General features: G+C 45.7%; 12 protein-coding genes. 7 read left to right on the forward strand and 5 right to left on the reverse strand.

Features of this window, described 5'->3' with window-relative positions; genetic code table 11:
• Positions 1 to 12 precede the first annotated feature (12 nt).
• From AC1XTG_RS07445 to AC1XTG_RS07460, 4 genes are all read left to right on the forward strand, one after another.
• On the forward strand, positions 13 to 2,115 hold the full coding sequence (locus tag AC1XTG_RS07445) for a prolyl oligopeptidase family serine peptidase (protein WP_484841503.1): 2,103 nt from the start codon (positions 13 to 15) through the stop codon (positions 2,113 to 2,115).
• A gap of 79 nt (positions 2,116 to 2,194) precedes the next feature.
• On the forward strand, positions 2,195 to 4,045 hold the full coding sequence (locus AC1XTG_RS07450; protein WP_484841504.1) for a T9SS type A sorting domain-containing protein: 1,851 nt from the start codon (positions 2,195 to 2,197) through the stop codon (positions 4,043 to 4,045).
• 238 nt (positions 4,046 to 4,283) lie between these two features.
• A complete protein-coding gene (locus AC1XTG_RS07455) occupies positions 4,284 to 6,407 on the forward strand; it encodes a bifunctional aldolase/short-chain dehydrogenase (protein ID WP_484841505.1) in 2,124 nt (707 codons plus the stop codon).
• A gap of 67 nt (positions 6,408 to 6,474) precedes the next feature.
• Entirely contained in the window at positions 6,475 to 7,758 is a 1,284-nt protein-coding gene (locus tag AC1XTG_RS07460) for a sugar isomerase (protein ID WP_484841506.1), read from the forward strand.
• Positions 7,759 to 7,811: 53 nt separating this feature from the next.
• Here AC1XTG_RS07460 and AC1XTG_RS07465 read toward each other — a convergent pair whose 3' ends face one another.
• The 3 genes from AC1XTG_RS07465 to AC1XTG_RS07475 form a co-directional block, all read right to left on the reverse strand.
• Positions 7,812 to 8,339 (reverse strand): DUF1579 family protein, encoded by a 528-nt coding sequence (locus tag AC1XTG_RS07465; RefSeq protein WP_484841507.1) that lies wholly within the window; start codon positions 8,337 to 8,339, stop codon positions 7,812 to 7,814.
• A 266-nt stretch (positions 8,340 to 8,605) separates the two neighbouring features.
• Positions 8,606 to 9,625 carry a GntR family transcriptional regulator gene (locus AC1XTG_RS07470; RefSeq protein WP_484841508.1) on the reverse strand — a complete coding sequence of 340 codons (1,020 nt, stop codon included), beginning with the start codon at positions 9,623 to 9,625 and terminating at the stop codon, positions 8,606 to 8,608.
• A gap of 110 nt (positions 9,626 to 9,735) precedes the next feature.
• Positions 9,736 to 11,076, reverse strand: a complete 1,341-nt coding sequence (locus AC1XTG_RS07475) for a DUF6600 domain-containing protein (protein WP_484841509.1) — start codon at positions 11,074 to 11,076, stop codon at positions 9,736 to 9,738.
• A gap of 304 nt (positions 11,077 to 11,380) precedes the next feature.
• Between AC1XTG_RS07475 and arfB the strand changes: the two genes are divergently transcribed.
• Together arfB and AC1XTG_RS07485 are read left to right on the forward strand one after the other, a co-directional pair.
• The gene (gene arfB / locus AC1XTG_RS07480) at positions 11,381 to 11,788 is read left to right on the forward strand and encodes an alternative ribosome rescue aminoacyl-tRNA hydrolase ArfB (protein WP_056280735.1); all 408 of its coding nucleotides are present in this window, start codon (positions 11,381 to 11,383) and stop codon (positions 11,786 to 11,788) included.
• A gap of 22 nt (positions 11,789 to 11,810) precedes the next feature.
• A complete protein-coding gene (locus tag AC1XTG_RS07485; RefSeq protein ID WP_484841510.1) occupies positions 11,811 to 13,052 on the forward strand; it encodes an MFS transporter in 1,242 nt (413 codons plus the stop codon).
• 3 nt (positions 13,053 to 13,055) lie between these two features.
• Here the strand turns inward: AC1XTG_RS07485 and AC1XTG_RS07490 are convergent, their stop codons facing one another.
• Together AC1XTG_RS07490 and AC1XTG_RS07495 are read right to left on the reverse strand one after the other, a co-directional pair.
• The gene (locus AC1XTG_RS07490; RefSeq protein WP_484841511.1) at positions 13,056 to 13,391 is read right to left on the reverse strand and encodes a DUF6984 family protein; all 336 of its coding nucleotides are present in this window, start codon (positions 13,389 to 13,391) and stop codon (positions 13,056 to 13,058) included.
• The gene (locus AC1XTG_RS07495) at positions 13,388 to 14,431 is read right to left on the reverse strand and encodes a hypothetical protein (RefSeq protein WP_484841512.1); all 1,044 of its coding nucleotides are present in this window, start codon (positions 14,429 to 14,431) and stop codon (positions 13,388 to 13,390) included. The genes AC1XTG_RS07490 and AC1XTG_RS07495 overlap by 4 nt, the downstream gene beginning before the upstream one ends.
• 274 nt (positions 14,432 to 14,705) lie before the next feature.
• On the opposite strand from AC1XTG_RS07495, the gene AC1XTG_RS07500 reads away from it, so the two are divergent.
• Complete coding sequence (locus AC1XTG_RS07500; protein WP_484841513.1) at positions 14,706 to 15,212, forward strand: hypothetical protein; 507 nt, start codon at positions 14,706 to 14,708, stop codon at positions 15,210 to 15,212.
• Positions 15,213 to 15,296: the final 84 nt, after the last annotated feature.

The raw sequence follows: 15,296 nt of genomic DNA on the forward strand, positions 1-15,296 counted from the left end.
CACTCCACATTCATGAAATTTAAATTAATGGCAATGAGTCTTACTGCTGCAAGCCTGAGCCTGTCCGCGCAGGAAATTACATATCCGCAGACCAAAAAAATAGAACATACCGACGAGTACCACGGGACCAAAGTTGCAGACCCTTATCGCTGGCTGGAAGACGACCGCTCTGATGAAACTGCGGCTTGGGTGAAGGCGCAGAATGAGGTTACTTTCGGGTATTTGAACAAGATCCCATTTAAGGCGAAGATTTTCGCAGATCTTGAAAAAGCATACAATTATCCAAAGTATTCGGCCCCTTCAAAGAAAGGAGAGTACTTCTATTTCTACAAAAATGATGGTCTGCAAAATCAGGCTGTTTTGTATCGTCAGAAAGGCTTGAATGGAACGCCCGAAGTGATAATTGATCCGAACAAGCTTTCAACAGACGGTACTACCAGGCTGGCTGCATTCAGCTTGTCGAAAGATGGCGGGCATGCAGTGGTAGGTTTATCAAAAGGCGGCTCCGACTGGCAGGAATATGGCGTAATGGATATGAAAACGCTTTCTATGTTGTCTGACAAGGTGGAATGGGTGAAGGTTTCCGGCGCAGCCTGGCAGGGGAATGGGTTTTATTATAGCAGATATCCAAAACCGGATGGAAGTGCATTGGCTTCCAAGAATGAAAATCACCAGGTATATTTTCATACTGTGGGCACGCCACAAAGTGCAGACAGGCTGGTTTACGAAGACAGTAAAAATCCGCAGCGTTTTCACACCGTAGGTACCACCGAAGATGAGCAATATGCGATTCTCAGTATTAGCGATCGGGGTAAGGGAAAAGATGGGAATGGGGTTTGGATACTAAAAAAAGGAGAGACCAAATTCACACCAATCAAGGAAGAAATTACAGATTTCAGTTATGGCGTGATCGATAATGTAGGTGCTGACTTTTTAATTGAAACCAATGAAGATGCGCCTAATAGCAAGGTAATGTTATTTGAAACAAAGACTGGAAAGTGGAAAGCCATTTTGCCGGAAAAACCCGAACCTTTGCAGGGCGCAGGAACAGCGGGAGGAAAGCTTTTCGCAACTTACTCCAAAGATGTGACTACAAGAGCTTACGTATATGATCTTTCCGGTAAGCTGGAAAATGAGGTGGCACTGCCTTCTCTTGGATCTGCAAGCGGATTCGGCGGCGAGCGGGGCGATAGCTTTGTTTTTTACACATTTACCTCATTCAATTACCCGCCGACCATTTTCAGATACGATATTGCCTCTAAAAAGAGCGAGGTATTCCGCGAGCCGGAAGTTGCATTCAAACCAGCGGAGTATGAAACAAAACAGGTATTTTATCCCAGCAAAGACGGCACGAAGATCCCCGCATTTATTACCTACAAAAAAGGATTGAAGCTGGATGGTAGTAACCCGACCATTCTTTACGGGTACGGTGGCTTCAATGTAAGTTTACCCCCTTCATTCAGTCCCACTCGCATTCCTTTCCTGAACCAGGGCGGCGTTTATGTACAAGCCAATTTGCGTGGCGGAAGTGAGTATGGTGAAAAGTGGCACGAACAAGGAATGAAGCTCAAAAAGCAGAATGTTTTTGACGATTTCATTGCTGCGGCGGAGTACCTGATCAAAGAAAAATATACCTCACCGGAAAAACTGGCCATTCAGGGTGGTTCTAACGGAGGCTTGCTTGTAGGGGCGGTAATGAACCAGCGGCCTGAGCTGTTCAAAGTAGCATTTCCGGCAGTGGGAGTAATGGATATGCTGCGGTTTCACAAGTTTACGATTGGCTGGAACTGGATCGCGGATTATGGCAGCAGCGATAATGCAGACGAGTTCAAAGCACTTTATGCATACTCACCTTTACACAATATCAAAGAAGGCGGAAAATATCCTGCAACAATGATCACTACCGCCGACCACGATGACAGGGTAGTGCCCGCGCATTCATTCAAGTACGCCGCCGAGTTGCAGGCAAAAGCTGGCGCTTCATCAGCAAATCCGTTGTTGATCCGCATTGACACCAACTCCGGCCACGGCGCCAGCAACACCAAAAAAGCGCTGGAAACACAAGCGGATATCTATGCATTTATGTTCGCGAACATGGGGCTGGTCTGGAAGTAGAGGAGTAGAAATGTAACTGGTTGTTATTTAGTGTCATGATATTCCCATTGAGGGACTACTCTTACTCTATCATGCCATTATGAAAAAACTTTTATCGTTCATTCTGCTATTATCTTCTTTTAGTACCTACTCACAAACATTAGAACAGGACAGGCTTGCACTCGTTGCATTTTTCAATGCAGCTGATGGTGAACGGTGGTTCTTTCAGCAGCGACCGTCTGATTATCCTGTGTGGCAAGTTCCAGGTAATCCGGGAGACAGCCCCTGCGGTTGGTATGGCGTGGAATGTGAGAACAACCGGGTTGTAAGTTTGACTTTAGCAGCTGAGGATCTTTCGGGCACGATTCCAAAAGGAATAGGAAATCTTACCGCATTGAAGTCACTTATTATACCAGGAGGTGGCGTTTTGGAAGGTCAACGTCCATCTCTGTACGGAACGTTGCCGGCAGAGTTTGCAAATCTGGTCAATTTAGAAACACTTGATCTGCGGAAAAACTTTTTTGACCAGGTTAACTCGGATATTATTTTCGACCTCCCTAACTTAAAATCACTATCATTTTCCGCTACCTGGCCAATTCCTGATGAGATAGGCGACCTGTCAAACCTGGAAACTTTGGTAATAGATAATGAATATGTCAACAGCTATAAAGCTAATTTGGGAGACTTTCCGATTGGAATATGCAGACTTCCCAAACTTACTTCATTAAGTGTGTCCGGTACGCACTTTCAAAGCGCTATTCCCAATGAAATTGGACAAATTACCAGTCTGACTTCGGTGTTTTTGAATGGGGCTGCTGATATTGGTACAATACCTCCTGGTATCGGCAATCTGTCAAATCTTACATCCCTTCAGATTATTGATCTTCCCGGAGGAAGCGTGATTCCAGATGAGATTGGGAATCTGATCAATTTGAGAACCTTAAACCTAACCCTATTGCTCAACTCCGGAGCTATTCCGTCGAGTATCGGGAACTTAGTAAATCTCGAACAATTGACTTTATCAGGCAATGGACACACAGGTACAATACCTTCATCCTTCAATCAGTTGACAAAAGTTTCGTCGTTGAGTTTGATTAACAATCATCTTACTGGCCCAATACCAGATCTTTCGGCAGTGGGCTTTCGTAAAATAGTAGTAAGCGTTAATGATTTTACCTTTGACGGTATAGAAAGTAACGAGACAAGATTCGCTTATTATTCAAATCAAAAGAAGATACCCGTAACGAAGAGGAATGGAATATTGTCTGTAAATGCAGGAGGAACACTCTCCAAGAACACTTACAAGTGGTACAACTTTGGCAGCCTGGTAGAAACCAAAGTCGGAGACAGTACATTCACACCTGCGGAAACGGGAAATTACCACGTCGAGGTTACAAATTCTGTTGCGATAGGGTTAACACTGATCAGCGTTAACGTAGAAAGCTCCCTCCCGGTCACGCTCATTTATTTTAAGGGAAAGCAGGAAAAAGCCAGCAATGTAATATCCTGGAAAACTGCTTCCGAAACCGGAAACAAAGGATTCGAAATTGAAAAAAGCTCGGATAGTCGCATATTTGAAAGTGTGGGCTTCATAGACGGGGGAGGAGATAGCAGGGAAGACAGAAGCTATCGCTATACCGACCTCAATCCATTCCGTATTACTTACTACCGCCTGAAACAACTGGACTATGACGGCAGGAGCGATTATTCTAAAATAATAATGGTTAAAAACGAGCCGGAGTTAAGCGTCTATCCCAACCCGGCACGCGACTATATTACAGTTTCAGGGCTGTCAAAGCATGAAGAACTTTCTATTTTCAACATGCGTGGTGAACTTGTTTTAAAGCAACAAACAGGGATTTTAAAGCCTGTAAATATCAGCGGCCTGCCTGTTGGTGTTTACACCTTGAAAATAGGTGACAGAACAAAAAATATGGCGATTTCGAAATAACTACTAAGGATATTGTCCATCAAAATGGTCTGCTTCATCAAAGGGGCAGGCCATTTTTATTAACTTCTTAATCTCCCATTAAATCTCAATTTATTTCTACATGCAGGATACAACAGGACGGTGTGCATAGCTAAGTTTTCTAATCTTGTGCACCTTTCCAGAGTAAGAACCGTCCGGTCAAAACCTTTCTGGAAAGTGCTATTCACCTCAAATCGACAAAATAATTAACATAAAATATATGAGCAGTTCTAAAGTGAGCCAGTATCGGTATGTAAGCTATTTGTGGGATGATGAAAAAGCAGCTTCGCTCGGCGATGACCAGGTGGCGCTTCTTCTGTACCGTTCCAACCTGTTGGGAGCAGACCTCCGGCTAACCAATTATGCTGGTGGTAACACAAGCTGTAAAACCATTGAAAAAGATCCTCTTACAGGCAATCCGGTGGAGGTAATGTGGATCAAAGGCTCAGGTGGCGATATAGGTACATTGACAAGAAGCGGGCTGGCTGGTTTGTATGTCGACAGGCTGCATAGTCTTAAAAATATATACAGAGGTCTTGAATTTGAAGACGAGATGGTGGAGCTTTTTAATCACTGTATCTACGATCTTAAATCAAAAGCGCCTTCCATCGATACGCCGCTGCACGGCCTTCTTCCATTCAAACACATTGACCATCTTCACCCCGATGCATTGATCGCGATCGCTGCATCTAAAGAAGGGGAAGCTATTACAAAAGAGTTATTTAACGGTGAACTGGCGTGGGTACCCTGGCAGCGTCCGGGCTTCGATCTTGGATTGAAGCTGGAACAGGCTCTGGCCGAAAATCCGGGAATACGCGGCATCGTACTTGGCGGACATGGTTTGTTTACCTGGGGAGATACTGCTTATGAATCTTACATTAATACACTGGATACGATTGAAAGAGCTTCTGAATACCTGAATGAAAACTATGGCAAGACCCGCCCTGTTTTCGGAGGACAGAAACTCCAGAGTGAGCCAACAGAGCGCCGCACCGAGATTGCAGGCAAACTCGCTCCATACCTTCGCGGACTGGCTTCTGAAAAGCAGGCAATGATCGGCCATTTCACCGACGATGAGCGCGTGCTGGAATTTATCGCAAGCAATGATCTTGATAAACTGGCGCCACTGGGTACCAGCTGTCCCGACCACTTCCTGCGGACGAAAATCCGCCCGTTAGTACTGGATCTTCCATTCGAAAAGCTTTCTGCCGCAGATCAGGAGATACTTGAACATATCCGCCCGCAATTTGAAGCTTACCGTGCCGATTACCAGGCTTATTACGATCGCTGCAAGCACGATAACAGTCCGGCAGTACGTGACCCGAACCCGGTGATTATTTTACTGCCAGGTGTTGGAATGTTCTCTTTTGCAAAAGACAAACAGACTGCGCGCGTAGCTGCTGAGTTTTATATCAATGCAATTAATGTAATGAAAGGCGCTGAGGCGATTTCTTCTTACGTTTCACTCCCCGAACAGGAAGCTTTTGACATTGAATACTGGTTGCTGGAAGAGGCAAAATTGCAGCGTATGCCGAAAGAGAAATCTGTGTCGCGCAAAGTCGCATTCGTTACCGGAGGTTCAGGCGGTATCGGAAAGGCTATTGCGCAGAAATTGTTGCAGGAAGGAGCTTGCGTGGTGATTTCAGATATTGATGAAAACGCATTGGCAGACACAAAGGCAGAGTTCGATGCTAAATTCGGTAAAGACTTCTCAGATACTGCTATTGCCAACGTACTGGATGACGAGCAGATCAAAGCTGCATTGCACGCAACCAAACTGAAATACGGCGGCGTCGACATTGTAGTAAACTGCGCGGGGCTTTCCATTTCAAAACCACTTGCCGAGACTACTATTAAAGATTACGATATCCTGCAGGATGTTTTGGTTAAAGGTCAGTTTCTGGTATCGCAGGAATCTGTCGCCATAATGCGCCAGCAGGGTTTGGGAGGAGATATTATAAACATTGCGAGCAAGAACGGAATCGTTTCAGGTCCAAATAATGTGGCCTACGGAACTGCCAAAGCAGCCCAGCAGCATATGTCGCGACTTTTGGCCGCTGAGCTCGGGCCTGACAAGATCCGTGTGAATGTCGTTAACCCTGACGCAGTGATTGCAGGAAGTAAGATCTGGGAAAGTGGCTGGGCGGCTGGCCGCGCGAAGGCTTACGGGATCAAAGTGGAAGAACTTCCGGCATATTATGCCAAGAGAACTGTTCTGAATGCAGAGATCCACACCGAAGACATCGCAAATGGCGTATACATTTTCGTGAGCGGATTGCTCAGCAAAAGTACCGGCAATGTGATCAATGTGGACGGTGGCGTACCTGCTGCATTCCTGAGATAAGAATTGAATGAAATGCGCCGGGGCCGGAAAGCCCCGGTTTTTTTGTTTTATAAAAACGCTTTTACCCATGAGAATTGAACAATATCAGATCGATCAGCACAACGACAGCTTACTTGCCAGGCACAATAATCAGTTGGCGTACACCAATACTATTCTGGCTGAGGAAGGGATCAATGCCGGTGATGTTGTAAAAGCATTATCCGAGTTTCAGGTAGCTATTCCAAGCTGGGCTTTGGGTACCGGCGGTACTCGTTTCGGCCGTTTTTCCGGTGTTGGGGAGCCGCGCTCTTTGGAAGAGAAGATAGAAGATGTTGGCTTGCTGCACGCATTAAACCGTTCCAGCGGGTCTATTTCGCTGCACATTCCCTGGGATATTCCGGAAAGAGCACAATCCATTATGGAGCTGGCTGCTTCTGTCAATCTCAAATTCGATGCTGTCAATTCAAATACTTTCCAGGATCAGAAAAACCAGGAGCTTTCCTACAAGTTCGGCTCGCTGTCGCATGTAGATAAATCTGTGCGTAAGCAGGCGGTTGAGCACAATATTGAGGTAATCAAATATGGAAAAGAGCTGGGTTCAAAGGCGCTATCGATCTGGCTTTCCGATGGTTCTACCTTTCCAGGGCAATCTAACTTTGTGAAGGCTTTCCAGAATACACTTGAATCATTGCAGGAAATATATACTGCATTGCCTGATGATTGGAAGGTATATGTGGAATACAAAGCTTACGAGCCTAATTTCTATTCAACTGTGATCCAGGATTGGGGCAGCTCTTTATTGTTTTGCCAAAAGCTGGGACCGAAAGCCGATGTACTGGTTGATTTGGGCCACCATTTACCAAATGCAAACATTGAGCAAATCGTTGCTACGCTGATGATGGAAGGTCGCCTGGCGGGTTTTCACTTCAATGATTCCAAATATGGCGACGATGATCTGACTGTGGGCAGCATTCGTCCGTATCAGTTATTCCTGATTTTCGTAGAGCTAGTGGCAGGAATGCAGCGCGCTAACCGGGCCGCGGATTCGTATGCCTGGATGATCGACGCCAGCCACAATGTAAAAGATCCACTCGAAGACTTGCTGCAATCAGTAGAAGCAATCCTGATCGCACAAGCACAGGCTCTGCTGGTTGACCGCACCAGGCTGGAACAGGCAAGAATGGAAAACGACGTAGTACTCGCCCAGCAAATTTTGCAAAACGCATTCAGAACAGACGTAAGGCCATTGGTCCGCGAATCGATGCGCCTGAGCGGCGGAGCACTCGACCCCATCGGGTTGTTCAGGAATCTGAATGTCAGGAATGAGCTGATGAATGAAAGAGGCAAGCTGACGGTAGCGACGGGGTTGTAAACTTTAATGTTAAGTGCGCAGGGACAATCGTTACATCCATGCGCACTTATGTATTACAAATTTCTTTTTAGCGAAAGATTGCCAAAATCCTTCCATTCATCTTTCTCACTACTTCTAAATTTCGTGAGAAATTGCCATGTATCGCTGTCGATATTATATAGGAATTCATTGCTAAAAGGTCCCTGAGGATACTGAAAGTGAAATTTTATCGAATTATTTATTTTCTTTCCATATCCTAGAGTTTCTGAGAACGGTCCACCCAAGATGTCTAGCCAATGCATTATATATTTTGAATTTTCGCAATCGTAGCCTATTAATACCTTGGCTGAGTATAACGAAGAGTCAGATGATCCTTCCAAGTCCATTTGCAAGAATTGGCGGTTAAGTATCCATTGTACTGATATTGTATATCTGACTTTTTCATTTCCAATATTTCCGTTAGATTCCCATGTGCCTACCAACTTTTGCAACAAGGAATCTTCGGAAAACTCAGTCGGGCATTTAGAAGAGTTCTGTCCCATAATATTTGTATGTGTAAATGTGATCAAAAAGGCGAAAGCCAGAGTTTGAAGCTGTTTCATTTTTGCTAATGAATTTTACTTTCGAGGTTAACGAAGACTAGTTTGGCAGGTTCAAAGAAGAAGATCTAAGCCTTATTTGCCATAGGCAACAGGAATCTGTTGCGTTAGTAACTAGTGCCGCTAGCTTGATAGCTTTAATTGGAGTCTCTGCCAGATTTGTAAGGCAGGGTAAGATGGTATGTTGTTCCATTCGCAAAGTTTGTTTAATTAAAAAACTTATAAAGAGCGGAACATTGAGTAGGCAAGCAATATAGCAAGTTTTTAAATCAAAGCGACTTTCTCTTAATCAACGTAAACGGATTTTTAATCACTGCCCTCTTATTTTCATTGATCAGTTCGGCGGCTGTTCTGCCCATTTGCTCGTGATCGGTAGAGATGGTGGTAATTCCGTCGAGTAAAATCTCTTTCAGCGGCGTTTCGTTGTAAGAAATAATCCCGATATCTTTCCCTACCGTCAACTGTTGCTCACGTGATTTTTTGATCAGGTTCACCAGGTCATTTTCCTCGATTACCACATAGGCAGTATCTTTCACAGCCTTGTTATCTTCATGAAAATCGTACATGATCTCGTGCTGGAATTCATGCTGGATACAAAAGATCCGGAAACCTTTGATGATTTCTTTCGGATACCGGATCAGGGTCGGGAAGATCAGTACCAGTTTCTTGTAGACTTTCAGCAAATCCACCGCTTCATTAAGCGCCAATACAATATCTTTCTCAAAGTTCTGGTATACAGACGAATGCTTCTTGCTGTTTAATTCCAGATCCCTGTCCAGTAATATCAGCTTCTCCGGCGGGATCATTTTGAGTGTTTCAATGGCATCTTCCGCTTTTTCGTAAAAATGCGGCATGACCACATAGTAGTCGTACTCACCCAGACTGTTTTTGATCAGGTTGCGAAAGATATTTGCATTGGAATGGTGGATATGCAGATCTACATTTACATTCTTCCCCAGATTTTCCACAAACGCATTATAAACCTGCTTTTTGTAATTACTGATCTTATTAAAAACCAGTAAGATCCGCACCGAAGTTTCAATGTCAACGCGATTGATGAAATATCCTTTTCCGCGAACCGAGATCAGTACCCCGTCTTTGATCAGGTGTTTGTAAGCTTTTTCAACAGTATCCCGCGAGAGCAGGTATTCCTCGCTGAGCTGGTTAATGGAAGGGATTTTGTCGCCTCTTTTCAGCTTTCCTTTGCTGATTGCCTGCAAGAGCGACTTGATGATCTGGATGTACTTGGGGGCACTTTCTTTGAATTCAATGTCAAATTGTATTTCCATTAAAAAGTGGGTTTAGAATAGGCTAAAAGTAACGATTTTATCCTGCATCCAATAGAAAAAACCCGCCAAAATCTATGATTCTGACGGGTTTTCAAATACACTAACACCACTTATCTTGGCCCTCTTCCGCTTCTTTCAGAGGCACCCCGCGGTGCACTTTCCTGGGAAGAACGACCATTATTTCTGGGCTCGGGAGCACTTCTTTCCTGGCGGCTCGAACGCTGCGGCGCTTCATAAGATCCGCGGCCCGGATTGACCGGCGCATCATTTGAGCGGCTTGGTCTGGCACTTCTTTCAGAACCGAATCCTGGATTAACCTCCCTGCTGCTGCGATCAGGCTGACGGGGCGCTTCGTACCGGTTATTGCTGCGGTTGTCAGAAGGAAATGACGGCTCAGCTTCCCTGGTCCGGCCTCTTCTCATATTATCAGGAGCTTCCACCGGATTACGCGGCGCATTGTTGATACGGTCGCCGGGACTACGATCAACAGGGCTACGGTCACCCCGATCCGAATTGTCGCTTATCCTTCCATTATTAATGCGTTCATCACGACGATCAGCATTTTCGTTGACCCGACCGCTGCTGATGCGGTCATTTCTGTCAAAATCGTTATTCCCACGATCCCTGCTGCTGTTATCATTATCGCCCCGTCCATTGCGGTTGGCATCAATGACAGATCCGCGGCGGTTGGGTTCGTATCTTGCATCCCGGTCGTTACCACGTGAATCGTACCGGTTGTCACCTCTGCTGTTCCCGGCTACAATCACCCTGCCGCGGCCACTCGGTGTTGCATCGATTGTACGCACAGGTACGCTTCTTCGTGTCACACGCTCAATCTCATCGCGGCGCGGTCCATACACATAAGTGCGGTTGTTGCTGCGGTAATAATTGTTGATGATCACAGTTTGATTGTAAACGTTTGTGACTCTCCGGCGCGGCGGGCAGTAGTTGTACCAGTTGCGGTAAGTGACATAACGTTGTGGTACAAACACCCACCAGAAGGAAGGAATGTTCACCGACACATTGATATTCACCCCGGGACCCAGCGGCGCCCAGCCATAATAGCCTCCACCCGAACGCCAGTTTACCCAGGCAGGTCCCCATTCGTAATCAGGTACCCAAAACCAGCCCACGTAATCGTCGAAAGACCACCGGCCATAGTGGAACGGTGCCCAGCCCCAGTCGTAGTCGGACACCCATGTGTTACCATATTCGGTAACTTCCCAATATCCGTTGGTGGAGTAGGGTTGAAAACCTCTTGGTACGTCAGGCACCCAAATGGAGCCGAACTGCGGATTGCGCACCCACCTTCCGTAGGGTGACAATTCTTCGTAAAATGTTTGAAAAGAAATGCTTACCCCGGGTTGAGCCTGGGTTTTATTGGACACCGTAACACCGCCTAACATGAAAATGCACAGGCCGAGAATCCGAAGTATGCGCGTGGTGCTCATGGCTGTATGTTTAAATTGTTTTCTGTTTTTAAAAATCGTTTCTTGGACATCAATTTTTGCTGCCGGTTTAATGCTATTTGACAGACTACCGAACAGGCTTCAAGGTTGCTTTCAGCATTTTAATGTCAATTTTTGCAATCCTAGGGAAGGTACTTAATGTAAATTCTTCTTCCACAGCTTATTAGTAGCATTTTTAATGAAATGAATCTGTTAGCCAGACAGGTAATCTGACAATTGAACAAGCAGATAGCCCTATTTAGCCAAAAAACATTAACAAGCGTTAACAATATTTCTCCTCCTGATAATGATAAATCCGGACACACTTCACAATGAATTGACCTTCCAGACAGCCCGCAGCGGTGGCGCCGGAGGACAAAATGTTAATAAAGTAGAAACAAAGGTGGAACTGAGATTTGATATCCTGCATTCGACGGTACTTACTGACGAACAGAAGCAAATGCTCATCGAAAAACTTGCCTCCAAGTTAACGAATGACAAAGTCCTGGTATTATACCACCAGACCGAGCGCTCGCAGCTGGCCAACAAGGACAAAGTAATCGCCAAGTTTGATCAGCTGATCAAACAGGCATTTACAGTTAAAAAAAGCCGGAAACCTACCCGGCCCACCAACGCTTCCAGGCTGGAAAGGTTGAAAGACAAGCAGCGCAATGCGATCGTAAAATCGCTGCGGAAGAAAACTTTTGAAGATTAAGACTGCTCAACACATACCGATAATGCACTCCGTTACAACTGTTCAGCCCAAAATAAGCGCTGTTCTTACATTGCCCGTGATTGTAGCCTCACTCGGCTATTTCGTGGATGTTTACGACCTGCTGCTGTTCAATATCGTGCGTGTTCCAAGTCTCAAAGATTTGGGCCTGAGCGAAGAAGAAATCTCCCGGATCGGTGCCAATATTTATAACTGGCAGCAGGCGGGATTGCTGATCGGTGGCTTCATGTGGGGAGTTCTGGGCGATAAGCTGGGGCGGCGATCAGTGCTGTTTGGCTCAATACTGACCTACTCGCTCGCAAACATTGCCTGCGGTTTTACCAGTAACGTAGAGATTTACTCCTTGTTACGTTTCATCGCAGGACTTGGCCTGGCTGGTGAGCTGGGTGCGGGTATCACATTGATAGCCGAAATCCTGCCGCGGGAGCTCAGGGGATACGGAGCCTCGGTGGTAGCGAGCGTCGGACTTGCCGGAGCAATTGCGGCTTTCTTTGCCGTTAAGCTTACGGACTGGCGCACGGCGTACTTTATAGGTGGCGGAATGGGGTTGATCCTGTTGGTTATGCGTTTCAATGTGCTTGAATCCTCGGTTTTTAGTAAAAGTCTGGAAAAGCGGGGAGCCAGGCGGGTACCCTGGTGGACGTTGTTCATAAGCTGGTCGCGGCTGATAAGGTACCTTCGCTGCATGGGGATCGGGCTGCCAACGTACATGGTAATCGGTATTTACTCCACCTTTGGTAACGAATTCGCTAAGGCACTTGGAATACCAGGTGAAGTGCAGGCGGGGACCTGCGTGCTGTATACTTACATTGGTGTAGTCACCGGCGATTTTTTCAGCGGTATTCTGAGTCAATGGTTGAAATCACGGCGCAAAGCTATTCTGGTTATGATCACAATGACTTTGGCCGGGGTAGGGTGGCTGCTTTACGGAGGTATCAGGTCGGCAGAAGTATTGTATATCTGTTACGTCTGGCTTGGATTTTCGATCGGGTACATTGCGATGTTCCTGACCACGACTGCGGAGCAATTTGGCACCAACCTCCGGGCTACTGCCACTACCTCGGTGGCGAACAATGTGCGCGCTACGGTCCTGATTACATTGCCCCTGTTCCAATTACTGAAACCTTCCTCAGGTGTATTGCATTCCGGCGCGATTGTGGGCGGCATTTGTTTTGCCCTGGCTTTATTGTCGCTGTGGAAAATGGAGGAAACCTACGGCAAAGAGCTTGACTACGAGGAACTGTAACCCTTACTTCACTGCCGGAGTGCCGAAAATCAGCTTGTCCGGAGTGGGATATACAAGCAGTTTTGTAAAATCAGTTTTCCAGAAATCCAGGTCGAGTAACCTGTTGTTTTCATCTTTCGTGAGCGTAATTACAACCGGAGTTCCATCCTGGTCCACGTATTCGACCTGTATCAGATCTCCGGCATATGCATCCACATTGCCACCCAGACTGATACTTCCCATTACGCCGCCTTCGTATTCATCTACGTTTTCATTGACCGGGAAATCGTCAGGGTTGAGATTGATGTGTGTAAGCAAAAATGCAATAAGGTCTTTTTCGTTTTGGCGGATCTTTCTCATTTAGTGGGGGTAGAAATGGTTTTGTTGCGCCACTGTTCAGCCTTTCTTCCTACAAACCAGAATGAAAGTGCGAGTATTGCAAAGAAAATGCCTTTGTTGGTACGGTCCCAGAAGTACTCAAAATACCGGGTGTAAATGTTTAGCAGAAAGAAGATCAGGCACAAGTCGCGCAGGACATACAAACCTTTCTGAAATGCATAATAGAGCATTCCGGCGAGCATCAATGTAAATGCAGCTGCCCAATACCAGAAATGGCCTTGTTTCAGCAATTTCCAACCCTCCCAATCGTCATAATTCCCGAATATAGAAAGTGTCCAGGCTGCGAGTAGGAATAGAAAAAGGCCGATACTATAAGTGACTTCCTGTAAAAACTTCATTGAGCCGGAGCGCTTCAAAAGGAAGGAAGAACCCCAGATAACCAGTCCGAAAACTGTCATCCGCAGCGGATAATTCATTCCCAAAAACCGGAAGCTACCCTTTGACCAATAATGGGTTTGCGCTCCCCACCAGCCGGCAAGTGAAACAATCATCACCGTCCAGAGCAGGGTTGAGCGTAATAGAACAGCTATACCGCCATAAACAACCGCCGCAATCAGCAACGGCAGTGCGTAGTTGCTTTGCGCATCGGCGAAGCTGCGCGTCCAGTAGGTGACGGCGATGGCGACTGTGAGGATGATTGTAATGTTGTAGGCTTCGTTGCTTGCGCGTGCCTGTGGAAAGCGGATTTGTCTTCTTTTGGCAAGAAAAACAAACAATGCACTCAGGAGAGAAAAGCCTATCCCGAAAATATTCTCGGAAATACCCCATTTCTGTCGCAGCATTTCCAGCCACTTTTCATCGATCACCAATGCGCCGAAAGCCAGCAGGCCACACGAAATGGCTGAGATCAATGCGTAAATGGCGATTGCATCCACATTCGAATTGCGCAGCTGGTAACTTCCCCGCAGCTGTTCTGCCTGTTCCCTGGATATCTGGTTACTTTCCTCCCAGAAAAGAATGGCTTTGTTAACAGTTTCGGCTTCTTTTTTATCTAATTCCATTCCGGTTTTTAGTGCATCATTTTACAAAGTCTGTGCCGATGAACTGTCAGAAGCATCACTATTGTAATACTTATTTAGCAAAAATGATAAATTTCTGCCAAGCCGCACTTGCAATCAATAGCACAATTGGTTGAAATTCGCTCAGTTCGTCGAAGTTTTGATCGAACCCGTCGAACATTCGGTTTCATTTGACGAATCTTTTTTTAGCTAGTTTTACATTGATGTAATTTCCTTGACTTGAAACAATAGCTTACACAATGTCCCTCTCACAGGTATGATAAAAAGATTAATTTCAATCGGAACAATCGTGTGCACGCTTACTATTCTCGGCTGTGATACACCGCTTGGCCCGCGCGCCAATCCACTTGGAAACAGATCGGACGGGTATTGGAAATTGACGTCGCTTTACAAAAACAAAAATCAAATTGACATTTTTAAGGCAGACAGTTTGGCCTACCTGAAATTAAGTCAATACACTAAATACGACAGTGCTTATTCCACACACAATACGCATTATGTATTTACGTTTGCCTCCTCTGATTCCACAGAGACAAGTGTTCTTGATGCGATTGAATGGGGATATGAATCAGGCCCGAAGACACCTACCGAAGTTCAATGGTATGCTATTTCAAAGCAGGAGGGATTTCGGATCGTATTTCACTTTGTTGAAGGCTCAAACCAGTCTTATCAGATGGACGTCAGTAATGTTATGAAAAGTGCAGAGTACAAAGCTGATCTGGATAGCATCAGATACATTTACACACCGACCGGGAAGTTCTAGTCAATATTGACTAGTCCTGAAAACCCGATACAGGTTTGGGATAAATAAATTAAAGTTTTGAAACAGTAGCAGACCTAAGTTTGC

Source organism: Dyadobacter sp. HNCC25DJ183 (assembly GCF_056895175.1).

What these genes read in the sequence shown, in the direction of transcription:
- AC1XTG_RS07450 (WP_484841504.1), top strand. Translation starts at nt 2,195, where the DNA reads ATGAAAAAACTTTTATCGTTCATTCTGCTATTATCTTCTTTTAGTACC.
- AC1XTG_RS07470 (WP_484841508.1), bottom strand. Translation starts at nt 9,625, where the DNA reads ATGGAAATACAATTTGACATTGAATTCAAAGAAAGTGCCCCCAAGTAC.
- AC1XTG_RS07445 (WP_484841503.1), top strand. Translation starts at nt 13, where the DNA reads ATGAAATTTAAATTAATGGCAATGAGTCTTACTGCTGCAAGCCTGAGC.
- AC1XTG_RS07465 (WP_484841507.1), bottom strand. Translation starts at nt 8,339, where the DNA reads ATGAAACAGCTTCAAACTCTGGCTTTCGCCTTTTTGATCACATTTACA.
- AC1XTG_RS07455 (WP_484841505.1), top strand. Translation starts at nt 4,284, where the DNA reads ATGAGCAGTTCTAAAGTGAGCCAGTATCGGTATGTAAGCTATTTGTGG.
- AC1XTG_RS07460 (WP_484841506.1), top strand. Translation starts at nt 6,475, where the DNA reads ATGAGAATTGAACAATATCAGATCGATCAGCACAACGACAGCTTACTT.
- AC1XTG_RS07500 (WP_484841513.1), top strand. Translation starts at nt 14,706, where the DNA reads ATGATAAAAAGATTAATTTCAATCGGAACAATCGTGTGCACGCTTACT.
- AC1XTG_RS07475 (WP_484841509.1), bottom strand. Translation starts at nt 11,076, where the DNA reads ATGAGCACCACGCGCATACTTCGGATTCTCGGCCTGTGCATTTTCATG.
- arfB (WP_056280735.1), top strand. Translation starts at nt 11,381, where the DNA reads ATGATAAATCCGGACACACTTCACAATGAATTGACCTTCCAGACAGCC.
- AC1XTG_RS07485 (WP_484841510.1), top strand. Translation starts at nt 11,811, where the DNA reads ATGCACTCCGTTACAACTGTTCAGCCCAAAATAAGCGCTGTTCTTACA.
- AC1XTG_RS07490 (WP_484841511.1), bottom strand. Translation starts at nt 13,391, where the DNA reads ATGAGAAAGATCCGCCAAAACGAAAAAGACCTTATTGCATTTTTGCTT.
- AC1XTG_RS07495 (WP_484841512.1), bottom strand. Translation starts at nt 14,431, where the DNA reads ATGGAATTAGATAAAAAAGAAGCCGAAACTGTTAACAAAGCCATTCTT.